Origin of the sequence: Bradyrhizobium sp. CB1015 (genome assembly GCF_025200925.1) — a bacterium.
GTDB lineage: Bacteria > Pseudomonadota > Alphaproteobacteria > Rhizobiales > Xanthobacteraceae > Bradyrhizobium.
This window is the reverse complement of record NZ_CP104174.1, coordinates 2990871-3015689: the sequence shown is the minus strand read 5'-3', so window position 1 is coordinate 3015689 and position 24819 is coordinate 2990871. Positions and strand designations below refer to the sequence as shown.

Sequence of the window (24819 nt, the reverse complement as noted above, 5' to 3'; positions counted from 1 at the left end):
GCACTCAGCGCTGCCAATGGCGACCCGGGTTCGCCATGCTGTTTTTGAGCGCCACCAGCAGCTTCAACCGCGCCTTGTCCTTGATCGCGAGCTTCAGCACTCGCCAGAGTCGCCCCGGTGTCATGCGGGTGTCGATGAAGTCGTCGGGCAGGTCCGGCCCCCACTGGTAGAGGCCGCCTCGATCCATCAGGTGATAGCCTGCCGGCTGCGCCGCGTCGAACAGGTCGCCGTCGGCGTAGTGCTCGTGCTTCTGGCCCCAGGGGTCGCGCCAATAGTCGAAGATCTGGCTGCCGAGGAGATGGCGACCGACGCCCCAAGCATGGCGATAGCGCTTGGCCATCAGCACCTGCTGGCCCATCTCCACGGCGTCGAGATCCACGACCTCGAACGCCACATGGTCGACGTTCGACTCCATCCCCATGGCAACGAAGATCGTGTGGTGATCGCTCGGCTCATTGCCGCGATCGAGCCGGGTGAACGAGCCCACTGGAGTGCCATCAGCGAGGCACATCACGTCCGACGGGATGAAGCCGAACGTGTCCATATACCAGCGCACACTGCGATCGAAATCGGGCGTCTCCAGCACGAGATGGCCGAGCTTGGTGACCTGTGGCGGCTCGAGCTTCGGCCGCTGGGTGTCGTTGACGCGCACGGTCTGGCTCGGCGCGTTGTGCAGGATCTGCGGGCGGACGGGCAGCGGCTTGCTCGGGATGAAGCCGTGGTGAACGTGCACGGCGACGCCTTCCGGATCGCGCAGGTGCACGACCGAGCCGCCTCCCGGTCCGTCGGCCGGCTCGACGCGGCTGCCGAGCTTCCGGGCCAGCGTCTCGAGATCCTCGGCCTTCGGAACCGAGAGCCCGATCCCGAGGAAGCGGGCGTTGCGCCCTCGAACGACACGGTAGATGTACGGCGCCGGCCCGGTCCCCCGCATGAACAGTTCACTGTCGGTCCGCGCGGCACGCTCGAGACCGAAGTCGATGAGGTAGCGCTCCGCTGTTTCGAGATCGGGCCGCTCGAAGTGTGCGTACAGCAGTTGGTTCGCCTTCACGACCGGCGAGGCACTGCGAGGCAGCTTGATGCTGCCCGGGCCACTCTTGAGCAACGGATTGGTCGACATGAAGGTCCTCCTTCGAACTCAGGCCGCGATCGGCGGTGCGGTGACGCGGCGCGCGCGCGCGAACGGGGTGAGAACCGGCAGATCGCATCCATGCGGATCGAGCCGGTCGGCGATGAAACGGTCGGGGCGTACGAGCACCGCGCGCACCGCGTGGCGCTTTACCCACGCATCGAAGGTGGGATCGTCACATCGCAGTTCGAGCGTCCGCGGTTCCTCGCTGCCGCCGTTGACGCAAACGAAGCGGACATCGAGTGCATCGAGGATGCCGAGGTCACGCGCGGAGAGCATCGTCGCCGGATCGACGCCGATGCCGAGCACCAGCCACTGATGGCACGCCTGAAACGTGTCGAGGGGGAAAGAGCCGTCCGGCGTCCTCACGCTCGGCTGCGGCAGCATCTGGCCGACCAGGGGATCGCCACCCACCCCGGTCAACGCGCTACGGCCGATCGCCGGCGGCGGCACCACGCCGCCGCGACCGATGAAGTCGCGGAAGGCACGCGACATGTTCAGGCAGGCGAAAACCGCGTCGCGCAGCGCGGCAGTGCTGCGGCTGGTTGGCATGATCACCGCACCAAGCCGGCGCGACACCTCGACCATCTTGCGCACTACCGGCGCGCGTTCGAGCTCGTAGCTGTCGAGGATCGTCTCCGCAGCGAGCCCCTTGAGCACGGACGCCAACTTCCACGCGAGATTGACGGCGTCCTTCATGCCGCCGTTCATGCCCTGGCCGGCGAATGGCGGCATCAGGTGCGCCGCGTCGCCGGCGAGAAATCCGCGCTTGTTGCGCCAGCGGTCGGCGACTCGAGCGTGAAAAGTGTAGACAGCCTTGCGTTCGATCCGGACCTCGCGATAGCGCGTGTTGTCGGCGATCAGCGCCATGATCCGCCCGTCGTTCTTCAGGCCCTCTTCGGTTTCGCCCGGAAGCTGCATGAATTCCCAGCGCACGCGATCGCCCACTGCCGGCAGCTCCACGCGCGGACGGCTCGGGTCGCAATAGAAGCTGATCTGATTGACCTTGTGGCCCTTGACGATGGCATCGACCACCAGCCAGCGCTGGGTATAGGTCGAGCCGATGAGCCTGGCGCCGAGCCAATCGCGGACCCGACTCGTGCCGCCGTCACAGCCAACGACGAATTTCGCCCGCAACGTGCTCGCACTCTGGCGGGTTGCGATCGACAGCACGGCTTCGTCCTGACACTGCACCAGATTGGCGACGGTGTGCCCAAACAGCACCTCGACATTATCGAAGCGCGCTAGCCCTCTGAGCAGAACCCGCTCAAATTCCGGCTGGTAGAAGGTGCCCAGCGAGGAATGGCCGTACGGCCCGCAGCTCGGAGGGTCCGCCTGCATCAGCACGCGACCGCGCGCATTGAGGTGGCGGACATGGGGGTTCTGGATGAGTCCGGGCGTGATTTCGTCGAGCAGCCCAATCTGCGAGAAGAGGCGGAGTGTTTCCGCATCGTAGGCGATAGCTCGCGGCAGACCGAGCAGCCCCTCGTTGGCCTCCAGCACCGCGATCTGCACCCCGGCGATGCCGAGCAGGTTCGCCACCATCAGCCCGACCGGACCGGCACCGACGACGGCAACCTCAACTTCACAAAGCGGCGCTCGTGCCGCGATGCTGTCCACACCCATGAGACTTCCCCGCCAGAACGTCGACCGGGTCGACAAGTATTTTTGAACATGATAGTCAAAACGACTAAATCGTCAATACGAGATTTCGGCGAGGTCCGGAAATGCCCGCCAAGCAGCTGTAGAGACAGCAAAATCGCGACCCGGGATCCGGCAACACAAGGGTAATGGAGGAACGAGTGGCGACCAATCTGGTGCGTTTCGAAGCAGGTAACGGCCCGCGTTGGGGCGTGGTAACCGGGGCGGAGATCGCTCCTCTCTCGGACGACTATCCGACCACGGCAGCGCTGATCGAACGGGGCGAGGCCGATTGGCGTGCGGCCTGCAGCCGCGACGCGCGCGTCGCCCTCGCTTCGGTGAAGATCCTGGCGCCGATAACGACGCCGTGCCGACTGTATTGCCAAGGCGCCAACTACCGCCAGCACATGATCGAATCCGGAATGGATCCCGATGCCAAGCTGTTCAACATGTTCTTCACCAAGGCCGATGCCTCGGTCTGCCCGGGCGGCGAGAAGGTGACACGTCCCGCGCACGTGAAATTGCTGGACTACGAGATCGAGCTCGCGCTGGTATTCCGCCGGCCGATCTCGTCTGCAGTCACGGTGACGCGCGAGAGGCTGCCCGACTACGTCTTCGCAATCACCATCGCCAACGATCTCAGCGCGCGGGACGTGCAGCTGCCGCAGACCCAGTTCTTCAAGGGCAAGAGCTACCGCGGCTTCTGCCCGATCGGCCCGTGGCTCACGGTGCTGGAACGCGACGAGTTTCCTCGGATCGACGATCTCGCGCTCGAGCTCGATGTCAATGGAGCGCCGCGGCAGCGCGACACCACTGCCAACCTGGTATTCAAGCCCGCCGAGACGATCTCCGAGTTGTCGACCTTCGCGAACATCGTGCCCGGCGACGTGCTCTTGACCGGCACGCCGAGCGGCTGCGCGCTGCGGGTGCCGCCGCCGCCAGTGCGCCGGCTGCTCCAGGTGCTACCGGAGCGCATGCTGTGGAAGCTGTTCCTCGCCGCACAGGCGCGCCGGCCGCAATATCTCAAGCCGGGCGATCGGATCACGGCACGGATCCGCAGCCGCGACGGCGCCATCGATCTCGGCGAACAGGCGACCGAGATCGTCAACCTATGAGCGTTGGACGAGCAATCCAAGTCTAAAGCGCGATGCGATTAGGATGTCATCATCGCGCTTTAGGTTATTGTTTGAGCATGATCCTCTCGGAAAACCGCTGCACACTTTTCCGGATCATGCTCTAGGTGTGGAGCCTCAACAGGTTGTTCCTGGTTAGGGCGAGTCTGCTGATCGGTGGCATCGAGCCGATACTGCCATGCGGGCGGTGCCAGTTATAGCTGTGCAGCCATCTCGGCAGTTCAGCAGCCCTTTCTTCTGAGGTGTTGTAAGCGCGGGCATAGGCCCATTCGCGCAAACTGGTCTGGATGAAGCGCTCGGCCTTGCCGTTGGTCTTCGGAGTATAAGGCTTGGTGCGGATATGCTTGAGGCCGAGACGTCTGCAGGCTTTGCGGAAGGCGAAGGATTTGTAGCAAGAGCCGTTGTCGGTCATCACCCGCTCGACCTTGATGCCCAGGCTCGCATAGTAGGCGATCGCGGCCTTGAGGAAACTCACGGCGCAGCCCTGTCGTTCGCTCTTCATGACCTTGCTGAAGGCGATCCGCGAAGCATCGTCGATACAGACGTGGACATATTCCCAGCCAGGCCCTTCACCGCGCGCCCGCAGGCTGCTCTGCCCCATTCGGTCGCCGGTGATGCGATGGCCTATACGTTTGAACTTGCCCAGCTTTTTGATGTCGATGTGGATCAGCTCGCCGGGGTGTTCACGTTCATAGCGCCGCACTGGCTCGGCTGGTTCCAAATCGCGCAATCGGTTCAATCCCAGCCGCCGCAGGATACGGCTGACGGTCGCTGGCGAGACGCCTACCTCGGCGGCGATTTGCTTGCCTATGTGGCGCTGCCGGCGCAACGCCTCGATGACGGTGCATGTGGCGACAGGGGTTTGGCTTGGCGATGAAAGGGGTTTTGAGGAGCGATCACGCAACCCATCCACACCTTCCTCGCGGAAGCGCTTGACCCACTTGGCGACGGTCTTGGCTGAAACATTGAACTGGAGCGCGGCTGCAGCCTTCGTCAGGCCATCCTCGATCACGCTTCGCACCATGGCCTCTCGACCTTTTGGCGTCAGAGGCGCATTCTTATGGGTGTCCATTCGGTCCTCCGGGGATTGGCTAAAGCTTCGACAACTTCAGCTTCCTCGTTCCGGACCGGATGGACAACCTCCTGAAAGCTCACATCTAGGCGGAGCTGCCGACGCTACGCCGCCGCGCCGTCCCGGCCTTGCCGGGCAAGCCGGATCGCGCCGCATTCGCTTGCGCCGGCAGGCGCGTCAGCACCGACTTTACCTGGCGCGCGTCGAGACCGATCGCCCGGAGAATCGCCGCGATCGCGCCCTCGCGATGGCGCGACGACAAGCGGCCCTCGGCGATCCCGGCAAACACTTGCAGCATGATGCCGACCACGACCTCCAGAGCGAGTTCGGCACTTATGACGCCGCCCTGGCTCAGGCGCTTCGTGTTCCGCTTGATGTCTTCGAGCAGACGCCGACGCGCCACCTCGCCGACAGTCGCAGCAGCTGCGGCCATCCGCGCCGCCACGCCTGCCCAACCAGGATCGGCGAGCGCCCGATCGAGGAAACAGCTACAGCCGTAGGCAATGCGGAGCGCGGGATCATCGATCGTGAGCCGGACCGGCTGCAGCAGATCGTCGATCTCCTTAACCAGTTCGTCAGCTACGGCAGCCGTCAGTTCAGGCAGATCCTTGAAGTGAACGTAGAACGTCCCCTTGGCGACCCCCGCTTCCCGCACGAGATCGTCGACCGTGACCGATTCCACGGTCTGGCGCGCGAACAGCGCACTCGCGGCAGCAATGAGTTGGGCGCGGGTCCTCGCCCGCTTCTCGCGGCCGATTTCCGCACGACGGACCGGATCGATGTTGGCCATACGATGCGTCTCGAAGTTCAACTGCTCATTAGGTCAAATTGACCAAGACGTCCAGAGCGAAGAGCGCATCGAAGCAGTGACGCCATGCCTGGCAAATCCGGCCAGCACCTGGCGCATGAGGTGCACACCTTGGCGGCAGGTCGTCTGGCTGCCCACCTTGAACCTCTTACGTGTGCGGCCAAAGCAGGGGAGCGACTCGAACCTCACGGTATCCGCTGGGCGAACTGCAGGACGGGGCCAATTGCGCTAGTGCATCATTTCGACTGCTTGTCCGATTTGTTCGCCGCAATACCCTATTCTGCGACGGGGGAACGGACCTGCCCGAGCAGCTTGCGCGGTATATGTTGGGATGAAACCACGGAGATGCGTCATATGGGCGATGTGATCCACGACGCTTAGTTTCGATTCTGGACCGAGCCTAGAAGCTCCATTTCCAAACGCGCCCAAAATTTTGGCGCGAATAGAATTGCTTAGATAACGAACCCAGCAGCTTAAGCGTTGGCTGGGGCGGGAGGGATCGAACCTCCGAATGGCGGAATCAAAATCCGCTGCCTTACCGCTTGGCTACGCCCCAACAGACGACGAACGGGTAGAGCCAGTTACCGTAGATTCCCATCGGTCGCAGCCGGTCTATAGGGAGCGGCGCGGCATTTCAACCGTCTGAAGGGGCAAAAAGGGCCCGGCGGCTGGCAGCCGACACTCTATTCTGAGCCCCAATGGGCCTCCCCGCTCCGGCCCCGGCCATCCGGCGTCCCGGCAGTTGAGACCGTTCCCGTTTCATGGGAATACGGCGCCAATATTTGTTCTCGGGGAGTGAGCCATGACCTACCGCGCACCGATTTCTGACATGCTGCTGTCGCTCAACCATGGCGCGGGCCTCAAGGCCGCCGTGGAAGCCGGCCATTACGGCGATTTCGACGCCGACCTCGCGGCCGCCGTGCTGGAGGAAGCCGGCAAGTTCGCATCCGACGTGCTGGCGCCGCTCAACAAGATCGGCGACGAGCACGGCATCAAGCTCGAGGGCGGCAAGGTCACGACCGCGCCGGGCTGGCCTGACGCCTACAAGCGCTGGACCGAGGGCGGCTGGAACGCGGTGTCCGGCCCCGAGGATTTCGGCGGCCAGGGCCTGCCGCTCGCGATCAACGCCGCCTGCACCGAGATCTGGAGCGCGGCCAACGTCGCCTTCGGCCTCTGCCCGCTGCTGACGGCGTCGGCGATCGAGGCGCTGGATGCCCATGGCAGCGACGAGCTGAAGACAATCTATCTCGAAAAGCTCGTCTCCGGCGAATGGACCGGCACGATGCAGCTGACCGAGCCGCAGGCCGGCTCCGACGTCGGCGCGCTGCGCACCCGCGCGGAAAAGCAGGCCGACGGCACCTATCGCATCAAGGGAACGAAGATCTTCATCACCTATGGCGAGCACGACATGACCGACAACATCGTGCATTTCGTGCTGGCGCGTCTGCCCGATGCGCCCGCCGGCACCAAGGGCATCTCGCTGTTCCTCGTGCCGAAGTTCATGGTCAACGCGGACGGCTCGCTGGGGCAGCGCAACGACATCTATGCGAGCGGCGTCGAGCACAAGCTCGGCATGCATGCCTCGCCGACCTGCACCATGACCATGGGCGATCATGGCGGCGCGATCGGCTATCTGATCGGCGAAGAGAACCAGGGCATGCGCTGCATGTTCACGATGATGAACCAGGCCCGCCTCGGCGTCGGCCTGGAGGGCGTCGGCGTTGCCGACCGCGCCTACCAGCAGGCCTTGTCGTATGCGCAGGAGCGCCGCCAAGGCCGCGCGGTCGGCAAGACAGGCGACGGCTCGGATGCGATCTTCGTGCATCCCGACGTCAAGCGCATGCTGATGCGGATGCGGGCGCAGACCGCGGCCGCGCGCACCATCTGCTATGCGACGGCCGTCGCCATCGACGTTTCGACCCGCGCCAAGGATCCGAAGGTGCGCGCCAATGCAGCCGCGCGCGCGGCGCTGCTGACGCCGATGGCCAAGGCGTACTCCACCGATATCGGCAACGAGGTCGCCTATCTCGGCGTGCAGGTGCATGGCGGTATGGGCTTCATCGAGGAGACCGGCGCGGCCCAGCATTACCGTGATGCCCGCATCACCGCGATCTACGAGGGCACCAACGGCATCCAGGCGATCGATCTCGTCACGCGCAAGTTAGCTGCCAATGGCGGCGCATCGGTGTGGGCGCTGCTCGACGAGCTTTCGGCAACCGTCAAGCAGGTGGAGGCCTCCAATGATCCCGCCTTCGGCACCACCGGCACCAAGCTGCGCGAGGCGCTGGAGGCGCTCACGCGGACCAGCAAATGGCTGCTGGAGCGCGTTGCCTCCGCTCCGAACGACGCGCTTGCGGGGGCAACGCCCTATCTGCAGCAATTCGGCGCGACGCTCGGCGGCTGCCTGCTCGCCTCCGAAGCGCTCGCCGCCAAGGCCGAAGGCGTCGGCGATGCGCCACGCTACGTCGCGCTGGCGCGTTTTTTTGCCGAGAACATCGCGGTGCAGGCGGGCGCGCTCGAGCGCACCGTGACGGAAAGCGCGGAGTCGGTCGCGGCGGCGGATGCGGCGTTGCTGGGGTAAGAAAGCCCTGTAGCCCTGTAGCCTGTAGCCTGTAGCCCGGATGGAGCGACAGCGTAATCCGGGGCCGGCGTCTCTCGTGGCACGAATCCCGGATCGCGCTGCGCTCCATCCGGGCTACGGGTCGACGAAACGCCGACGATCGTGCGCCACAACCAAAGGTTTTTCAATAGACAAATTGCAGTTATTGTCGTGGCGGGTGCCATGCACCGAATTTGGGGGAATTCGGTGTCGAAAGATTGAGCCAGCGCATTGGCACGCCTGCGGGATGATGTAGGCTATGCTTGGCGAGACTCGCGAAGCGGCGAGCGCAAGGGGGGCTCTCATGGCGAATGGCAATATCGTCGTCACCGAAGAGCGCGGAACGCGCGTGATCACCCTGCGCCGTCCGGGCAAGAAGAACGCGATCACCCAGGACATGTACCGGGAGATGAGCCACGCGATCGACACCGCCCAGAACAATCCGGACATCCGCTGCATGATCATCACCGGCGGCTCGGGCGTCTTCACCGCCGGGGACGACATCGACGATTTTCTCCACGCCGACGCCTCGCGCCCCGAGATGCTGTCGAACGGCGTGAAATTTCTCTACTCGCTCGCCCTCAATGCGAAGCCGATCATCGCAGCCGTCGACGGCGCCTCGATCGGGATGGGCACCGTGATGCTGTTCCACTGCGATTACGTGCTGGCCTCGAACGCTGCGACCTTCTCCGCGCCCTACATCCATCTCGGTCTGGTGCCGGTCGGCGCGGCCAGCCTGTTGATGCCGAACACGATGGGCTATCAGCGCGCCTTCGCGATGCTGGTGATGGGGCGGAGCTTCACCGCCACGGAGGCCCATGCCGCGGGCTTCGTCAACACCGTGGTCTCGCCGGGACACACCGAGGTCGAGGCGCGCAAGGTGGCGCGCGAGATCTGCCGGCTGCCGGCCGAGGCCGTCGCGACCTCGCGCAAGCTGCTGCGCGCCCCACCCGAAGAGCTGACCCGCCGCATCGACCAGGAAGGCCATCTGTTCGGCGACCGGCTCAAGTCGGAAGAGGCGATTGCCGCGTTCAATGCGTTCGCGAACAGGAAGAAGCGGTGAGGCACGCCTCTTACGCTCCCCTGGAGGGCAGGGCGATCGCATATGACTTGTGGCGGCGGCCTGCGCGCACGCCTCGTCCTTCGAGACGGCGCTTACGCGCCTCCTCAGGATGAGGCTAATCAGCGTCAGTGCTCGTTGAAACTGCTGCCGCGCACTCCGCCCTCATCCTGAGGAGCCCGCCCAAAGCGGGCGTCTCGAAGGATGGCCGCAGGGAAAATGCGATAGCCCTGCCCTGGAGGGGGAGGGTCGCTCGCGCACCGCGCGAGCGGGGTGGGGTGAGCCACGCGAAGACTTCTCGCCGACACCTTCAGCGAATTCGCAAAGCTCTCCAACACCTCGTGCGAGGATAGTCTGTCACCCCGCCCCGGTTCGCATTCCATGCGAACCGACCTGCCCCCTCAAGGGGCGGGTGGGAGCGTGCGGCACAGCGCGGTGCTTCAACAAAAGGTTTCGTGAAATCTTTGCGCTGAACGTCTAGTCTTATTCCATGCAATACCGATCCATCCTCGCCGCGCTCGCGCTGACCTGCGCCCTGCCCGCCTCGGCCCAGACCGCAGCCCCGGTCGAGCTGCGCGTTCTTGCGATCAACGATTTCCACGGCAATCTGCGGCCGCCGCCGGGCGGCATCCGCATCAATGACCCCGAGGACAAATCCAGGAAGGTAACGGTGGCGGCCGGCGGCGCCGAGTACATGGCGACGCTGGTGAAGCAGCTGCGCGAAGGACACAAGAACACCATCTTCGTCGCCGCGGGCGACCTGATCGGCGCCAGCCCGTTTCTGTCGGCGATGTTTCACGACGAGCCCTCGATCGAAGCGCTCTCGATGATGGGCCTTGCGATCAGCTCGGTCGGCAATCACGAGTTCGACGAGGGCAAGACCGAGCTTCTGCGCATGCAGAACGGCGGCTGCCATCCCGTCGACGGCTGCCAGGGACCGCATCCCTTCGCGGGGGCCAAATTCCATTATCTCGCGGCCTCCACCGTCGAGACCGCGACCGGCAAGAGCGTGCTGCCGCCCTACGAGATCCGGGAGTTCGACGGCGTTCCCGTCGCCTTCATCGGCCTGACCCTGAAGGAGACCGCCGGCATCGTCTCGCCAGCGGGCATCGCCGGGCTCGAATTCCGCGACGAGGCCGAGACGGTGAACGCGCTGGTGCCGCAGCTGAAGGCGCGCGGCGTCGAAGCGATCGTGGTGCTGATCCACCAGGGCGGCGAGCCCGCCGGCGACTACAACGAATGCCCCGCCATCACGGGGCCGATCGTCGACATCGTCAGGAAATTCGATCCTGCCGTTGACGTCGTCGTCAGCGGTCACACCCATCGCGCCTATGTCTGCGATATCGACGGGCGGCTCGTCACCAGCGGCGACAAGTACGGCACGCTGGTCACCGCGATCGACCTCAAGCTCGATCCCGCGACGCGCGATATCGTCGGCGCCAAGGCCGAGAACGTCATCGTCGCCAATGCTCCGCTGGCCAGGGATCCCGAGCAGACCGCATTGATCGACGCCTACGACAAGCTCTCCGCGCCGATCGCCAACCGGCCGGCCGGCTCGGTGACGCAGACATTGTCGCGCGTGCCGAACGAGGCCGGCGAAAGCGCGCTCGGCGATATCATCGCCGACGCGCAATTGCTCGCAACCCGCGATGCGAAGGATGGCAGCGCTGTCATCGCGCTCACCAATCCGGGCGGCATCCGCACCGACATCGTTCCGAAGGAGAACGGCGCGATTACGTTCGGCGACGTCTTCGCCAGCCAACCGTTCCGCAACCGCCTCGTCACCATGACGCTGACGGGCAGCCAGCTCAAGGACATGCTCGAGCAGCAATGGCTGGATCCGAAACGGCCGCGGATTCTCCAGGTGTCGAACGGCTTCAGCTATACTTGGGATGCTTCAAAGCCGTTCGGCGAGCGCGTCAGCCTCGAGAGGATGACGCTGGGCGGCAGGCCGATCGAGCCGGGAAGCGGCTATCGCGTCACGCTGAACGATTACCTCGCCGTCGGCGGCGATGGGTTTACCGTCGCCAAACAGGGCACAGCCCTGCAATATGGCGGCTACGATGCGGACGCGCTGTTCGCGTTCTTCCGGGCGCACGGACCGGTCGGTCCGCTGCCGCCCACCCGCATCCTGCGGGTGAATTGATCCGGATCAAGCGGGCAGCCCTTTGCCATTCCCGGCCAAGCGCCTAGATTGGGTCTTGCATTGCGTTTTGGCGCCGGATGCGCCAACGACGCCAAAAGCCCGTTTTCGTGAGGCCGACCTGATGAGCACGCTTCTCCTTTCCCACAAGGCCTGCCTCGACCATGTCACGCCGCCGGGACACCCTGAGAGGCCGGATCGTCTGCGCGCGGTGGAAGAAGCTTTGTCGCATGAGCGTTTCCAGTTCCTTGCGCGCGAGGAGGCGCCGGAGGGCGATCTCGATCTCGTCACGCTCTGCCACAACGAGCATTACGTCACCGAGCTGCGCCACATCGCCCCGACCAGCGGGCAGGTCTATATCGACGGCGACACCTCGATGTCCCCCGGCACGTGGGAAGCGGTCATGCGCGGCGTCGGCGGCGCGGTAGCGGCAACCGAAGCGGTGATGGCGGGCGAGCATCGCAACGCCTTCGTCGCGGTCCGCCCGCCCGGACATCATGCCGAGATCGGCAAGCCGATGGGCTTCTGCTTCTTCGACAATGTCGCGATCGCCGCGCGCCACGCCCAGCGCAAATACGGCATCAGGCGCGCGGCCATCGTCGATTTCGACGTGCATCACGGCAACGGCACGCAGGACATCTTCTGGTCGGACCCCACCGTGATGTACTGCTCGACGCACCAGATGCCGCTGTTTCCGGGCACCGGCGCTAGAAGCGAGCGCGGCGATCACGACACCATCGTCAATGCGCCGCTCGCCTCCGAGGACGGCGGCCCGGAATTCCGGGTCGCGTTCGAGAATCTGATCCTGCCGCAGCTCGAGAAATTCAGCCCCGAGTTGCTGATCATCTCGGCCGGCTTCGATGCGCATTATCGCGATCCCCTGGCTTCGCTGAATCTGCGCGCCGAGGACTATGCCTGGGTGACGCGCAAGCTGATGGATCTCGCCGACAAGACCGCCGGCGGCCGCATTGTTTCGGTGCTCGAGGGCGGCTATGACCTGCAGGGACTGAAAGAATCTGTTACGGCGCATGTCGGCGCCCTGATGGGCGCTTGACCCACCCGCCACATTACGCCCGCAAAACTCTGCTTTCTCCAAGCTGAAGCGAAGCGGGCAATCGGAAACGGATATGGCCGAAAATACCCAAGTCGACGTCTCCAGGCTCACCTTCGAGCGCGCGATCGAGGAACTCGAAACGATCGTGAAGCGGCTCGAGGACGGCAAGGTGCCGCTCGAGGAATCCGTGACGATCTACGAGCGCGGTGAGGCGCTGAAGCGGCGCTGCGAGGAATTGCTGCGCCAGGCCGAGGCGCGCGTCGACAAGATCACCACCGATGCCAGCGGCCAGGCCAGCGGAACTGCGCCGCTCGACGTCCAATAACCGATAAAGAGAGTGCTTTTCCGCTCAGTCTCCTGACGACGCAGGCCGCGCGAGACGCGAAGCAGTCCGCGCAAAATGTCTTCGCGGGGAGCGTGGCCGCTGCATCCTCTTGGGGATCGCCCGGCGCAGTTCCCGACCCAGCATCGCGGTTCCGGGGGTGGATCGATAGGTCCCTGCCCAGAATCGGGTCGCTAAGGGCGGGAAAAGCTTCATATTCCGGCAAAAATGCCTGCCAAGGAACCAAGCAAGCCCGGAACCCCTTACCCCCGGCCAAGGTTAACCACTCTGGCCCGCGAGTTGCACCTGCATACCCCTAATCGGCCCACCGGGTTGGCTTTGGCCCAAGCTTTGGTGTAAAGCTGCGCGGAGTGTGGCTTTTTGCAAGCCTTGCGTGGGCACCGATTACCGACGACAAGTGCTTCGAACTGCTAGTGAAATTGGCTTGGGAACGGACGAAGCCGATCTAAGTGACAGGGATCACAGAGACTGAACCGGAGCGCGCTTAAGCTTACCTAAGCTTGAAGGCGGGGCCTTGCCCCGTGCAGGTGGCTCCGACGGTTTATAGGACTCGCGCTGCGCCGATATTGTGCAAACCCATCGCGCACCGGAATGACCTTCCGGTGCTGACAAATTGGAAATCGCCGTGAACGCATACAGTAAGACGCCGCTTCTCGACACCATCCGGACACCGGAAGACCTGCGCAAGCTCAAGGTCGAGCAGGTTCGCCAGGTTGCCGACGAGCTGCGGCAGGAGACCATCGATGCCGTCTCGGTGACCGGCGGTCACTTCGGCGCGGGCCTCGGTGTGGTCGAGCTCACCACCGCGATCCATTACGTCTTCGATACGCCGCGCGACCGGCTGATCTGGGACGTCGGCCACCAGGCCTATCCGCACAAGATCCTCACCGGCCGGCGCGACCGCATCCGCACGCTGCGCACCGGCGGCGGCCTGTCCGGCTTCACCAAGCGCAGCGAGAGCGACTACGATCCGTTCGGCGCGGCGCATTCCTCGACCTCGATCTCCGCCGGCCTCGGCATGGCTGTGGCGCGCGACCTCTCCGGCGGCAAGAACAACGTTATCGCCGTGATCGGTGACGGCGCGATGTCGGCCGGCATGGCCTATGAGGCCATGAACAATGCGGGTGCGATGAACTCGCGCCTGATCGTCATCCTCAACGACAACGACATGTCGATCGCGCCGCCGGTCGGCGCCATGAGCGCCTATCTGTCGCGCCTCTACTCCGGCAAGACCTATCGCACGCTGCGCGATGCGGCCAAGCAGATCAACAAGCGCCTGCCCAAGATCCTCGCCAACCGCGCCAATCGCGTCGAGGAATATTCCCGCGGCTTCATGATGGACGGCGGCACGCTGTTCGAGGAGCTCGGCTTCTACTATGTCGGCCCGATCGACGGCCACAACCTCGACCATCTCCTGCCCGTGCTGAAGAACGTCCGCGACATGGAGACCGGCCCGATCCTGGTCCACGTCGTGACGCAGAAGGGCAAGGGCTACGGCCCGGCGGAAGCCTCCGCCGACAAGTACCATGCCGTCGTCAAGTTCGACGTCGCGACCGGTACCCAAGCCAAGGCCAAGCCGAATGCGCCGGCCTATCAGAACGTGTTCGGCCAGAGCCTCGTCAAGGAAGCGCAGAAGGACGACAAGATCGTCGCCATCACCGCGGCGATGCCCTCGGGCACCGGCGTCGACATCTTCAACAAGGCCTTCCCCGACCGCACCTTCGACGTCGGCATCGCCGAGCAGCATGCGGTGACCTTTGCCGCGGGTCTTGCGACCGAAGGCTACAAGCCGTTCTGCGCGATCTACTCGACCTTCCTGCAGCGCGGCTACGACCAGATCGTGCACGACGTCGCGATCCAGAACCTGCCCGTCCGCTTCGCCATCGATCGCGCCGGCCTCGTCGGCGCCGACGGCGCGACCCATGCCGGCTCGTTCGACAACGCCTATCTCGGCTGTCTGCCCAACATGGTGATCATGGCGGCGGCCGATGAAGCCGAGCTCGTGCACATGGTGGCGACGCAGGTTGCGATCAACGACCGCCCGAGTTCACTGCGCTATCCGCGCGGCGAAGGCCGCGGCGTCGAGATGCCCGAGGTCGGCATTCCGCTCGAGATCGGCAAGGGTCGCATGATCCGCCAGGGCAGCAAGATCGCGCTGCTCTCCTTCGGCACGCGCCTCGCCGAATGCGAGAAGGCGGCCGACGAGCTCGCCGCCCACGGCCTCTCCACCACGATCGCCGATGCGCGCTTCATGAAACCGCTCGACACCGAGCTGGTGCTCAAGCTCGCGCGCGACCATGAGATCCTGATCACGATCGAGGAAGGCTCGATCGGCGGCTTCGGCTCGCATGTCGCGCAGTACCTGACCGACCAGGGCGTGCTCGACAGCGGCATGGTCAAGTTCCGCTCGATGGTGTTGCCCGACGTGTTCCAGGATCACGACACTCCGGCCGCGATGTACGCCCGCGCCGGTCTCGACGCCAAGGGCATCGTCGCCAAGGTGTTCGAGGCGCTCGGCAAGGATGTGAAGACCGAGACGGTCAAGCTGGCCTGATTGCCGTACGGGCACTGAATCCCACCTCTCCCTATGGGGAGAGGTGTCGCACCGCGCTTCGCATCGGCAGGCCGCACTCCATGAAAATCTATCTGGCAGGCCCCGACGTGTTCCTGCCGGATGCGGTCGAGATCGGCCGGCGCAAGGTCGATATTTGCGCAGCGCACGGCCTCACCGGCCTCAATCCGCTCGACAATGCCATCGATCCCGCCGCGCCCGACGCCTCGCGGCAGATTTTCTGCGGCAACGAGGCGATGATGGACGCGGCCGATGCCATCATCGCCAATCTCACGCCGTTCCGCGGCGCCGGCGCCGATCCCGGCACCGTCTATGAGCTTGGCTACATGGCCGGTCGCGGCAAGTTTTGTCTCGCCTATTCCAACGACGGCGCCGCCTATGCCGACCGCGTCTCGCGCTTCATGGAGGTCACCTCCGAAGAGGGACGGCTGGTCGATGCCCAGGGGCTGACGGTCGAGGACTTCGGCCTCACCGACAACCTCATGATGATCCATGCGCTGGAGCTGCACGGCTGCCCGCTGGTGACGCCGGCAACGATGCCGATCGACGTCTGGCACGACCTCATCGCGTTCGAGACTTGCGTCCGGATGGCGGCCGCGCGATTGATCGCTACATAAGTGCCAGTCCCTCTCGAGTGAACCTATGCCCCCTCCCCGCAAGCGTGCGGATGTATTGCTGGTCGAGCGTGGCCTGTTCGAGAGCCGGGCGCGGGCCCGCGCGGCCATCGAAGCCGGGCTGGTCAGGGCCGACGACAAGCAGGTCGCCAAACCCTCGGAGACGATTGCCGAGGATGCGGTGATCCAGGCCGAGCCCGCGCACCCCTACGTCTCCCGCGGCGGCGTCAAGCTTGCCGGCGCGCTGGAGCGATACCCGATCGACATCGAGGACCATGTCTGCCTCGACGTCGGCGCCTCCACCGGCGGCTTTACCGAGGTGCTGCTGGCGAACGGCGCGAGCCTGGTGTTCGCGATCGATGTCGGCACCAGCCAGCTGCATCCCTCGCTGCGCGATCATCCCAAGATCGTGTCGATGGAGGAGACCGACATCCGCAGCTATGAAGGCAAGCGCCTGCCGGCGCGTCCCGATGTCGTCGTCATCGACGTCAGCTTCATCTCGCTGAAGACGGTGCTGCCGGTCGCGCTGTCGCTGGCGGCCGCGCCGATGAGCCTGCTGGCGCTGATCAAGCCGCAATTCGAGGCGGACAGGAAGCACAACAAGAAGGGCATCATCCGCGATGCCGCCGTGCACCGGGAGATCTGCGACGACATCGCGGCGTTCGCCGCTTCGCTCGGCTGCACCGAGATCGAAATATTCCCCTCGCCGATCACCGGCGGCGACGGCAACATCGAATTCTTCCTGGGCGCGCGCCGTGGTTGAGCGCATCACGATCGATCATGTCGGCCATCGCGGCGACGGCGTCTGCCTCGACGCCGGCGAAGCAATCTATGTGCCCTACGCGCTCGGCGGCGAGACCGTCGAGGTCGATCACGTCGCAGGCCATCATCCCGACCGCCGCAAGCTGCTGGCGGTGGAGGTCGCAAGCCCGGAACGCGTCGAGCCATTCTGTCCGCATTTCGGCGTGTGTGGCGGCTGCGCGATCCAGCATTGGGCGACCGAGCCGTATCGCGCCTGGAAGCGCAATATCGTGGTCGAAACACTGGCGCAGGCCGGCGTCGATTGCGAGGTGGCGCCGCTGGTCGACGCCCACGGTGCCGGGCGCCGGCGCATCACGCTGCACGGCCGGTTCGGCACGCACGATATCCTCAAGGTCGGCTTCTCGGCCGCAAGCTCGCACGACGTCATCCCGATCCATCGTTGTCCGATCCTCGATCCCGCGCTCGACGGCGCACTCGATGCCGCCTGGGCGCTGGCGGAGCCGCTGACGTCCAAAATGCCGGTGACCAAGCCATTGGATATCCAGGTCACCGCGACCGCAGGCGGCCTCGATGTCGACATGCGCGGCTCCGGCCCGCTGCCGACGGCGCTGGTCACGGCGCTGTCGCGCGTCGCCGAGCAGCATCGCCTGGCGCGGCTGACGCGGCATGGCGAGCTGGTGCTGCAACGGCTGCCACCGACGGTGAGGATGGGCCGCGCCGAGGTGACGCTGCCGCCGGGCTCGTTCCTGCAGGCGACGGTGGCGGGCGAGGAGACGCTCGCCGCGCTCGTCGCCGAGCGCATCGGCAAGGCCAAGGAGGTTCTCGACCTCTTCTGCGGCGTCGGCCCGTTCGCGCTAAGGCTCGCCCAGAAGGCCCGCGTCACCGCCTATGACAGCGACGCGGGTGCCGTCGCGGCCCTGGCGAAAGCCGCGCGCACACCGGGCCTGAAGCCGATCAAGGCCGAGCCGCGCGATCTGTTCCGACGTCCCCTGGTGCCGCAGGAGCTGCGCGACTTCGACGCCGTGGTGTTCGATCCACCGCGCCAGGGCGCGCAGGCGCAGGCGCTGAAGCTTGCGGCGAGCAAGGTGCCGGTCGTGATCGCCGTGTCCTGCAACGCCGCAACCTTTGCCCGCGACGCACGGCTGCTGATCGACGGCGGCTATCGGCTGGATGCCGTGGTGCCGGTGGACCAGTTCCGCCACACGCCGCATGTCGAGCTGGTGGCGCGGTTCGTGCGGTAGGCTGAAAACTCGTCGCCGGCAGCCTTGATACTGGTCAATCGCTCCGCCCTCGGCCGGCGCTAAGAATGCCCTCGCGCAATCGAAGCGGAGCGGACAGGCGTGGCTAACCGGCGACAATTCATCACGACCGCGCTGGGGCTCTCTGCGGCGGCGATCGGCGCCCCCTCTGCCGCGCTGGCGGCGGTGACCTATGACGAGGCCATCAACGCGTCACGGGCTCCGCTGCAAGCAGCGCCCAGGGATCGCGAGCTCGTCCGGTTTGCGACGCTTGCGGCCAACAGCCACAACACCCAGCCGTGGCTTTTCTCCGCCCGCGGCAATGTCATCACGATCGCGCCTGACGTCTCGCGGCGCTGTCCGGCGGTCGATCCCGACGATCATCACCTCTTCGTCAGTCTCGGCTGTGCTGCCGAAAACCTCATCCTCGCCGCGGCCACACTGGGCTGGCGTGCCGATCCGGTCGTCGATGGCGATCGTGTCGTAATCACGCTCGACGAGGCCCCTCCTGCCGCATCGGCCCTGGCCGATGCTATTCCCGTCAGGCAATGCACCCGCGCGGCCTTCGCCGGCAAGCCTGCCGCGCCCGAGATCCTGCGCCAGCTCGAGAACGCCTGCCGCGAACCCGGCGTTGCGGCGATCCTGATCACCGAGCGTGCCGGAATGGCTAAGGTTACCGACTATGTGCTCGAAGGCAATTCGGCGCAAATGCGCGACAAGGCCTTCATGCGCGAGCTCGTGGACTGGATCCGCTTCAACGAGGCGGAGGCACTCGCGACCATGGACGGGTTGTTCGCGCCCGCCTCGGGAAATCCCGCGCTGCCGTCGTGGATCGCACGGCCGCTTCTGAAGCTGTTCTTCACCGAGAGCGGAGAAAACAAGAAATACCGCGAGGAGCTCGACAGCTCGGCCGGCGTCGTCGTGCTTGCGGCCGATCGCAGCGACACCTCGCACTGGATCGCGGTCGGCCGCGCCTGCCAGCGCTTCGGCTTGCAGGCGACCGCGCTCGGACTGAAATATTCCTTCGTCAACCAGCCGGTCGAAGTTGCGACGCTGAGGCCGCAATTTGCAACCTGGCTCGGACTCGGCGAACGGCGCCCTGATATCGTGATGCGTTTCGGAGCCGGCCCAAGCCTGCCGAAATCGCCGCGGCGTCCACCGGAGCTGGTGATGCGATCCTAAAGCGCGATGCGATTAGGGTAAATCGTCATCGCGCTTTACGTTATTGTTGGAGCATGATCTTTTCGGAAAACCGCTACACACTTTTCCGGATCGTGCTCTAACGCCGAAGGCCGCTCAGCGCCGGCGATTCGCCGGGCAGCATGTTCGATCTGATGTCGCTGTCCATGCGGCCCGAATCCTGCTGGGTGTAGCCGACGCCGAACGACAGGCTGAGATTTGAGGTCGGCTTGAATTCGACACCCGCAAACCCGCCATAGCCGGGCGCGGCGCCGGAGGTGAGCGGCGCCAGCGAGCTGCCGATGCCGTTGCCGTATTTCAGCGTGTCGAAGCCAGCAAAGAAGGTGACGGGCATGCCGCCCGCGGTCTTCATCTGATAGCCGAATTGCGTGCTGTCATAAGAGAGCGCGCTGTAATTGCCGAACGAGCCCGCCTGGTTGAAGCCGTTCAATCCGAAATCGGCGCGTTCGCGGCCGATGAAGAAGCCGTTCGCAGCGCTCGTACGCCAATCGGCCTCTCCGTAGTTGGAGCTCGCAAAGTTGCCAAAGGTTTCGGAGCTCAGGCCGGCAGCACCGCCCAAGCCGAAAGGCCCGCCGGGAATCCAATATCGCAGCGGCGCGACTTGCGCATGGACCGCCTCTCCGCCGAGGCAGAGCACGGCGAGAGCTGCAAGAGCGCATGAACGTGCAAGGTCGAGCATTCTGGCTACCGTCTAAGATACTGCGAAACTATACTCCCCGACCATCATCAATGCCAGCGGAGTGACCGCGCCGCCGTCGCGGCCGCAGGTCTTTCGGGGAACCGCGCCTCATGCCGCATGATCCATTGCTCGCCCGCCTGACATGTGTTCTTGCCGACGTACCGGGCGTTCAAGCTGTCGTGCTCGGCGGCTCGCGCGCGCGCCGCCGCGCGCACGCGGCTTCGGACTACGATATCGGACTTTATTTCAAGACGGCGATTCCGCTGGACACCGAACGGGTGCTGGCCGCTGCGAAGACGATCGCTGACGATCCCGCCGCCACGACGGTGACGCCCGTCGGAGAATGGGGCCCATGGATCGTCGGCGGCGCCTGGCTTTCGGTGGAAGGCCGCAAGATCGACCTGCTCTACCGCAACGCCGACGCGGTCGAGTCCGTCATGGAATCCTGCGGCGCCGGCGTGGTCACCATAGATTACCAGCCCGGCCATCCGCACGGCTTCTGCTCGGCGATCTGGATGGGCGAGATCGCGTATTGTCAGCCCCTGCACGATCCGAACGGCGTGATCGCCCGGCTCAAGTCAATCGCGCTGCCCTATCCGAAGCCTCTGCGCAGCGCCCTGATCCGGCGCTTCCAGTGGGAAATCCTGTTCAGCATCGAGAACGCCGAGCTCGCCGCCGCAGGTCACGAGCGGAGCCACATCGCCGGATGTCTCTACAGGTCGCTCGCCTGCGTGGCGCAGGTCCTGTTCGCACTGAACGAGCGCTATCTGATCAACGAGAAGGGGGCGCTACAGGAGGCAGCGGGCTTGCCGCTGACGATCCCGTACCTGGTGGAGCAGTCTGACCAGATCTGGCAACTCGTCGCTGATGGCGGTTTCGCACAGGCCTGCGCAATGCTGCGGCAGGTCGACTGGCAATTGAAAACGCTGACGCAACCCGACGGGACAGCGCCGTAACCGCTATGCCGTCCTGACGAATCCGCCGGCGGATATTTCGTCACCGGCCGCAACCGTCGGGCATGATCCCGCCGAAAACCCCGCCCCTCACCGTCCCCAGCGATCGGACCAGATCTTCTCGCCGATGAGGCAATTGACGCGGGGCTCCTTGTCGGCGACGCGCATCACCGGGCGCTCCGGCGTGCGGCCGGCGACTTCCATCAGCAGCTTGGTGCGGATCGCTTCCTTGAACTTGTCGCGGTCCTTGATCGTGATGACGAAGGAGCCCGGCCCCCCGATGACACAGTCCTCGTAGTAGAAATCGAGATTGTCGATATCCATGGTCGAATAGGACGGCTCCTTGACCATGATCGGCAGGCCGTTGATGACGATGCCCTTCTCCAGGGCGGCATCGCGCGCCACCGTGACCGGACCGCCATTGTTGTTCGGACCGTCGCCGGAAATGTCGATGACACGGCGCAGGCCGCGATAGGGATCCTCGTCGAACAGCGGCATCGCGAAGTTGATCGCGCCGGAGATCGAGGTGCGCGAAGCGCGCCGGATCGGCGTCTTCATGATCTCGGCGGCAACCGCGTCCGCCGTCTCCGGACCATCGACCAGCCGCCAGGGAATGATGATTTTCTGGTCGCTGGAGGCGGCCCACTCGAAATAGGTCACCGCGATACGGCCGTTCGGGCCGAGCTTCAGCGCCTGCAGGAACTCCTTCGACTGGATCGCCTGGGCGTAGCCCTCGCGCTGGATCGCGAGCTCGTCCATGTCCATGGAGTAGGACACGTCGACCGCGAGGATCAGCTCGACATCGACGGTCTGCGCGTCCTTGTCGGCCGCAAGCCGCTGCGGTTGATTTCTGGACGATTCGAATTTGGGTCCTGGTGCCGCGATGCCCCCTCCGGCAAACATGCCGGCCACCAGCACAGCCCCGATCGAGAACAGCAAACGCATCGCAGTCTCCCGTCGTATGACGCGATGGTGACATGCAATCGGCTTGCCGCAAAGGCCGAAGATCGCTCGCGCTTCACAATCGAGTGCATTGCTGCTGCGTGTTGCCGTCGTTTGGCCATAGCGATGACAAGGGGGAACAGGCGCGATCACATGAGCCGTCATTCCGGGACTCGCGAAGCGAGGACCGGAATCTCGAGATTCCGGGTTCGATGCTGCGCATCGCCCCGGAATGACAGCTGCCAGTGGAGGCACGGTCCCGCCCACTTGTCCGGCACGATTTCCATGCTAGGGTTGGTCGCACAGATGGGGATGGAGTCCCCCGACAACCGCCCGGCGGTCGATGACCTCGTGGGCTGATGACTCCTGCTGGAGGAGAGGCATCTTGAGCCTCGGCCTTTGGCGGGAGCATGGACATACCCGCCGATGGCGGGTTTTTTGTTGCCTGATGACGAAGGTCGGCGAGCGAATGCCAGGGGACGACGAAGACGTGACGATGACGACACCGAAGGCCGTGCGCACCACGCTGCCCAGGGGAATCTGGGTGCTCGGCTTCGTCTCGATGCTGATGGACATCTCCTCCGAGATGATCCACGCGCTGCTGCCGGTCTATCTCGTCACCGTGCTCGGCGCCTCCACGCTCACCGTCGGCTTCATCGAGGGCATTGCCGAGGCGACCGCCTCGATCACCAAGATCTTCTCCGGTGCGCTGTCGGACTGGCTCGGCCGCCGCAAGCTGCTCGCCGCGCTCGGCTATGGGCTGGCCGCCTTCACCAAGCCGCTGTTCCCGCTCGCGCCCAGCGTCGGATGGCTGGTTGCCGCGCGCTTCATCGATCGCGTCGGCAAGGGCATTCGCGGCGCGCCGCGCGATGCGCTGATCGCCGATATCGCCCCCGTCGGCCTGCGCGGCGCAAGCTTTGGCCTGCGGCAATCGCTCGACACGATCGGCGCCTTCGTCGGGCCGCTCGCGGCGATCGGCCTGATGTGGTGGACGGCAGACAATTTCGCCCTCGTATTCTGGGTGGCGGTGCTGCCGGCATTCCTGTCCTTTGGGTTGATCGCGTTCGCGGTGAAGGAGCCGGAGCCCGATCCGAGCCGAAAACCTGCGGAAAATCCGCTCAATCTCGCCGCGATGCGCCAGCTCGGAGCGGTCTATTGGCGCGTCGTCGCCGTGGGCGTGGTGTTCACGCTCGCGCGCTTCAGCGAGGCCTTCCTGATCCTGCGCGCGCAGAACATCGGCCTCAATGTGATGTGGGTGCCGGCCGTGCTGGTACTGATGAATGTCGTCTACGCGCTCTCGGCCTATCCGGCCGGCGTGCTCTCGGACCGAATCAACCGGACCGGCCTGCTCGCGCTCGGCCTCGTCTTCCTCGCCGGCGCCGACCTCGTGCTGGCGCTGTTGCCGAATCTGGCTGGCCTCGCGCTCGGCGTCGTGCTGTGGGGGCTGCATATGGGGCTGTCGCAGGGGCTGCTCTCCGCCCTTGTCGCCGACGCCGCGCCGCCCGCCTTGCGCGGCACCGCCTTCGGCTATTTCAACCTGTTCACCGGGCTTGCCTTGCTGGCTGCGAGCGTGATCGCGGGTGCGCTGTGGGACGCCTATGGACCGGCGGGAACGTTTCTTGCCGGGCTCGGCTTCGCGCTGGTTTCGGTGGTGGGATTGCTTGCGGTCGGCAACGGTCTTGCGGTAGCGAGCAAGTGATGACGGGGGACGGTTCATCGTGCTGAGCGGGGCAGTTGCGATCATGATCGGCAGCGCCCTCGGGGGCTGCGCGCGCTATTTCGTCTCCGGTGTGATCGCGCGGCGGCTGGGCGAAACGTTTCCGTGGGGCACCATGACCATCAACGTCACCGGCGCCTTCCTGATCGGCATGTTCGGCGCGCTGGCGACCCATCCCGGCTCGGCCTTCGCCGCGCCCACTCCATGGCTGTTCGCGGTGACCGGTTTTCTCGGCTGCTACACCACGGTGTCCTCGTTCAGCCTGCAAACGCTGACGCTCGCGCGCAGCGAGCCGATGCATGCGCTCGGGAATATCTTGCTCTCAGTCGGGCTGTGCCTCACCGCTGTCAGTTGCGGCTTCCTCCTTGCAGACGGTCTGGGAGGCTAGCGGCCGATGAACTCTCCCGCCGATCGTTGGCGCATTGCGCTGCTCTATGCCTGGGTCGCCGCCGGCAGCGTCGTCGGCGGCCTGACGCGTTATCTGGTCGGGCTTGCGCTCGACACGGGGCCGGGCTTTCCCTTCGCGACCCTGTTCATCAACGCGACGGGATCGCTGATCATCGGCTTCTACGCGACGCTGACCGGCCCCGACGGCCGCATGCTGGCCCGGCCCGAGCACCGGCAGTTCGTCATGACCGGGTTCTGCGGCGGCTACACCACCTTCTCGGCCTTCAGCCTGGAGACCTTCCGCCTGCTCCACGGCAGCATGAAGTACACCGCGCTCGCCTATGTCGCGGCGTCCGTGATCTGCTGGCTGGTGTCGGTATGGGCAGGGCATATGATGGCGAGCCGCTACAATCGCTTGACAAGGAGCTGAGCATGCAAATCCCCGATCAGGCTGTTTCGCTCCGGATCTTCATCGGCGAGAGCGACCATTATGACGGCAAGCCGCTCTATGAGGCGATTGTGATGACCGCGCGCGAGCGACATCTGGCCGGCGCCACCGTGCTGCGCGGTCCGATGGGCTTCGGCAAGTCCAGCCGGCTGCACACCTCGAAGATCCTGCGGCTGTCGGAAGACCTGCCGCTGCTGATCGAGATCGTCGACAGCGAGGACAACATCAATGCATTCCTGCCCATCCTGGACGGCATGATGTCGAGCGGGCTGATCACCTTGGAGAAGGTGCAGGTCCTGCAATATGGTGCGAAGGCCGCAGGCTGATC

Annotated in this window: 22 protein-coding genes, 1 tRNA gene and 1 riboswitch; of the genes, 16 read left to right on the top strand and 7 right to left on the bottom strand. The window is 65.0% G+C overall.

From position 1 onward, the window contains the following. Positions 1-4: 4 nt before the first annotated feature. Together N2604_RS13805 and N2604_RS13800 are read right to left on the bottom strand one after the other, a co-directional pair. Positions 5-1117 (bottom strand): VOC family protein, encoded by a 1113-nt coding sequence (locus N2604_RS13805; protein ID WP_260375170.1) that lies wholly within the window; start codon positions 1115-1117, stop codon positions 5-7. An 18-nt stretch (positions 1118-1135) separates the two neighbouring features. After that, complete coding sequence (locus tag N2604_RS13800) at positions 1136-2671, bottom strand: bifunctional 3-(3-hydroxy-phenyl)propionate/3-hydroxycinnamic acid hydroxylase (protein ID WP_409241733.1); 1536 nt, start codon at positions 2669-2671, stop codon at positions 1136-1138. A gap of 257 nt (positions 2672-2928) precedes the next feature. Here N2604_RS13800 and N2604_RS13795 point away from each other — a divergent pair, with 257 nt between their 5' ends. Then, positions 2929-3882, top strand: coding sequence for a fumarylacetoacetate hydrolase family protein (locus N2604_RS13795; RefSeq protein WP_260375168.1), 954 nt, complete (start codon positions 2929-2931; stop codon positions 3880-3882). A 121-nt stretch (positions 3883-4003) separates the two neighbouring features. On the opposite strand, the gene N2604_RS13790 is transcribed toward N2604_RS13795, so the two are convergent. The 3 genes from N2604_RS13790 to N2604_RS13780 all read right to left on the bottom strand — a co-directional run bounded on the left by N2604_RS13790 (position 4004) and on the right by N2604_RS13780 (position 6336). Continuing rightward, positions 4004-4972: an IS481 family transposase gene (locus tag N2604_RS13790; RefSeq protein ID WP_260375167.1), complete on the bottom strand. Its 969-nt coding sequence runs from the start codon at positions 4970-4972 to the stop codon at positions 4004-4006. Between the two features lie 85 nt (positions 4973-5057). Further along, positions 5058-5762 (bottom strand): TetR/AcrR family transcriptional regulator, encoded by a 705-nt coding sequence (locus N2604_RS13785; protein ID WP_260375166.1) that lies wholly within the window; start codon positions 5760-5762, stop codon positions 5058-5060. Positions 5763-6261: 499 nt separating this feature from the next. Beyond that, positions 6262-6336 (bottom strand) — tRNA-Gln (locus N2604_RS13780). Positions 6337-6582: 246 nt separating this feature from the next. On the opposite strand from N2604_RS13780, the gene N2604_RS13775 reads away from it, so the two are divergent. The 10 genes from N2604_RS13775 (at position 6583) to N2604_RS13730 (ending at position 19347) form a co-directional block, all read left to right on the top strand. After that, entirely contained in the window at positions 6583-8361 is a 1779-nt protein-coding gene (locus N2604_RS13775) for an acyl-CoA dehydrogenase (RefSeq protein ID WP_260375165.1), read from the top strand. A 322-nt stretch (positions 8362-8683) separates the two neighbouring features. Further along, on the top strand, positions 8684-9442 hold the full coding sequence (locus tag N2604_RS13770; RefSeq protein ID WP_260375164.1) for an enoyl-CoA hydratase-related protein: 759 nt from the start codon (positions 8684-8686) through the stop codon (positions 9440-9442). Positions 9443-9929: 487 nt separating this feature from the next. Then, entirely contained in the window at positions 9930-11585 is a 1656-nt protein-coding gene (locus N2604_RS13765) for a bifunctional UDP-sugar hydrolase/5'-nucleotidase (RefSeq protein WP_260375163.1), read from the top strand. Positions 11586-11706: 121 nt separating this feature from the next. Beyond that, positions 11707-12636: a histone deacetylase family protein gene (locus N2604_RS13760; protein WP_260375162.1), complete on the top strand. Its 930-nt coding sequence runs from the start codon at positions 11707-11709 to the stop codon at positions 12634-12636. Between the two features lie 73 nt (positions 12637-12709). After that, the gene (locus tag N2604_RS13755; RefSeq protein WP_260375161.1) at positions 12710-12961 is read left to right on the top strand and encodes an exodeoxyribonuclease VII small subunit; all 252 of its coding nucleotides are present in this window, start codon (positions 12710-12712) and stop codon (positions 12959-12961) included. 643 nt (positions 12962-13604) lie between these two features. Further along, a complete protein-coding gene (gene dxs / locus N2604_RS13750) occupies positions 13605-15533 on the top strand; it encodes a 1-deoxy-D-xylulose-5-phosphate synthase (protein WP_260375160.1) in 1929 nt (642 codons plus the stop codon). Between the two features lie 80 nt (positions 15534-15613). Then, a complete protein-coding gene (locus N2604_RS13745) occupies positions 15614-16168 on the top strand; it encodes a nucleoside 2-deoxyribosyltransferase (RefSeq protein ID WP_260375159.1) in 555 nt (184 codons plus the stop codon). A gap of 25 nt (positions 16169-16193) precedes the next feature. Beyond that, positions 16194-16928, top strand: coding sequence for a TlyA family RNA methyltransferase (locus N2604_RS13740; protein WP_260375158.1), 735 nt, complete (start codon positions 16194-16196; stop codon positions 16926-16928). Then, entirely contained in the window at positions 16921-18168 is a 1248-nt protein-coding gene (locus N2604_RS13735; RefSeq protein ID WP_260375157.1) for a class I SAM-dependent RNA methyltransferase, read from the top strand. The genes N2604_RS13740 and N2604_RS13735 overlap by 8 nt, the downstream gene beginning before the upstream one ends. A 99-nt stretch (positions 18169-18267) precedes the next feature. After that, entirely contained in the window at positions 18268-19347 is a 1080-nt protein-coding gene (locus tag N2604_RS13730) for an Acg family FMN-binding oxidoreductase (RefSeq protein WP_260375156.1), read from the top strand. A 97-nt stretch (positions 19348-19444) separates the two neighbouring features. Here N2604_RS13730 and N2604_RS13725 read toward each other — a convergent pair whose 3' ends face one another. Further along, entirely contained in the window at positions 19445-20044 is a 600-nt protein-coding gene (locus tag N2604_RS13725) for a hypothetical protein (protein WP_260375155.1), read from the bottom strand. A 110-nt stretch (positions 20045-20154) separates the two neighbouring features. Here N2604_RS13725 and N2604_RS13720 point away from each other — a divergent pair, with 110 nt between their 5' ends. After that, positions 20155-21000 carry a DNA polymerase subunit beta gene (locus N2604_RS13720; RefSeq protein ID WP_260375154.1) on the top strand — a complete coding sequence of 282 codons (846 nt, stop codon included), beginning with the start codon at positions 20155-20157 and terminating at the stop codon, positions 20998-21000. An 87-nt stretch (positions 21001-21087) separates the two neighbouring features. Here the strand turns inward: N2604_RS13720 and N2604_RS13715 are convergent, their stop codons facing one another. Further along, the gene (locus N2604_RS13715) at positions 21088-21942 is read right to left on the bottom strand and encodes a DUF1194 domain-containing protein (protein ID WP_260375153.1); all 855 of its coding nucleotides are present in this window, start codon (positions 21940-21942) and stop codon (positions 21088-21090) included. Positions 21943-22238: 296 nt separating this feature from the next. Further along, a riboswitch (Fluoride riboswitch) is annotated at positions 22239-22315 on the top strand. A gap of 120 nt (positions 22316-22435) precedes the next feature. Between N2604_RS13715 and N2604_RS13710 the strand changes: the two genes are divergently transcribed. Genes N2604_RS13710 through N2604_RS13695 form a run of 4 tightly spaced genes read left to right on the top strand, consistent with a single transcriptional unit; the run spans position 22436 to position 24817 of the window. Continuing rightward, on the top strand, positions 22436-23638 hold the full coding sequence (locus tag N2604_RS13710; RefSeq protein ID WP_260375152.1) for an MFS transporter: 1203 nt from the start codon (positions 22436-22438) through the stop codon (positions 23636-23638). Between the two features lie 43 nt (positions 23639-23681). Then, positions 23682-24044: a fluoride efflux transporter CrcB gene (crcB, locus tag N2604_RS13705; RefSeq protein ID WP_260375151.1), complete on the top strand. Its 363-nt coding sequence runs from the start codon at positions 23682-23684 to the stop codon at positions 24042-24044. Positions 24045-24050: 6 nt separating this feature from the next. Next, the gene (gene crcB / locus N2604_RS13700) at positions 24051-24473 is read left to right on the top strand and encodes a fluoride efflux transporter CrcB (protein ID WP_260375150.1); all 423 of its coding nucleotides are present in this window, start codon (positions 24051-24053) and stop codon (positions 24471-24473) included. 2 nt (positions 24474-24475) lie between these two features. Continuing rightward, positions 24476-24817: a DUF190 domain-containing protein gene (locus tag N2604_RS13695; RefSeq protein ID WP_212367769.1), complete on the top strand. Its 342-nt coding sequence runs from the start codon at positions 24476-24478 to the stop codon at positions 24815-24817. Positions 24818-24819 lie beyond the last annotated feature (2 nt).

Excerpts from the sequence above, each read along its gene's own strand:
- N2604_RS13805 (WP_260375170.1), bottom strand. The coding sequence starts at position 1,117 with ATGTCGACCAATCCGTTGCTCAAGAGTGGCCCGGGCAGCATCAAGCTG.
- N2604_RS13800 (WP_409241733.1), bottom strand. The coding sequence starts at position 2,671 with ATGGTGGCGAACCTGCTCGGCATCGCCGGGGTGCAGATCGCGGTGCTG.
- N2604_RS13790 (WP_260375167.1), bottom strand. The coding sequence starts at position 4,972 with ATGGACACCCATAAGAATGCGCCTCTGACGCCAAAAGGTCGAGAGGCC.
- N2604_RS13785 (WP_260375166.1), bottom strand. The coding sequence starts at position 5,762 with ATGGCCAACATCGATCCGGTCCGTCGTGCGGAAATCGGCCGCGAGAAG.
- N2604_RS13775 (WP_260375165.1), top strand. The coding sequence starts at position 6,583 with ATGACCTACCGCGCACCGATTTCTGACATGCTGCTGTCGCTCAACCAT.
- N2604_RS13770 (WP_260375164.1), top strand. The coding sequence starts at position 8,684 with ATGGCGAATGGCAATATCGTCGTCACCGAAGAGCGCGGAACGCGCGTG.
- N2604_RS13765 (WP_260375163.1), top strand. The coding sequence starts at position 9,930 with ATGCAATACCGATCCATCCTCGCCGCGCTCGCGCTGACCTGCGCCCTG.
- N2604_RS13760 (WP_260375162.1), top strand. The coding sequence starts at position 11,707 with ATGAGCACGCTTCTCCTTTCCCACAAGGCCTGCCTCGACCATGTCACG.
- N2604_RS13755 (WP_260375161.1), top strand. The coding sequence starts at position 12,710 with ATGGCCGAAAATACCCAAGTCGACGTCTCCAGGCTCACCTTCGAGCGC.
- N2604_RS13745 (WP_260375159.1), top strand. The coding sequence starts at position 15,614 with ATGAAAATCTATCTGGCAGGCCCCGACGTGTTCCTGCCGGATGCGGTC.
- N2604_RS13740 (WP_260375158.1), top strand. The coding sequence starts at position 16,194 with ATGCCCCCTCCCCGCAAGCGTGCGGATGTATTGCTGGTCGAGCGTGGC.
- N2604_RS13725 (WP_260375155.1), bottom strand. The coding sequence starts at position 20,044 with ATGCTCGACCTTGCACGTTCATGCGCTCTTGCAGCTCTCGCCGTGCTC.
- N2604_RS13720 (WP_260375154.1), top strand. The coding sequence starts at position 20,155 with ATGCCGCATGATCCATTGCTCGCCCGCCTGACATGTGTTCTTGCCGAC.
- N2604_RS13715 (WP_260375153.1), bottom strand. The coding sequence starts at position 21,942 with ATGCGTTTGCTGTTCTCGATCGGGGCTGTGCTGGTGGCCGGCATGTTT.
- N2604_RS13710 (WP_260375152.1), top strand. The coding sequence starts at position 22,436 with ATGACGACACCGAAGGCCGTGCGCACCACGCTGCCCAGGGGAATCTGG.
- crcB (WP_260375151.1), top strand. The coding sequence starts at position 23,682 with ATGATCGGCAGCGCCCTCGGGGGCTGCGCGCGCTATTTCGTCTCCGGT.
- crcB (WP_260375150.1), top strand. The coding sequence starts at position 24,051 with ATGAACTCTCCCGCCGATCGTTGGCGCATTGCGCTGCTCTATGCCTGG.
- N2604_RS13695 (WP_212367769.1), top strand. The coding sequence starts at position 24,476 with ATGCAAATCCCCGATCAGGCTGTTTCGCTCCGGATCTTCATCGGCGAG.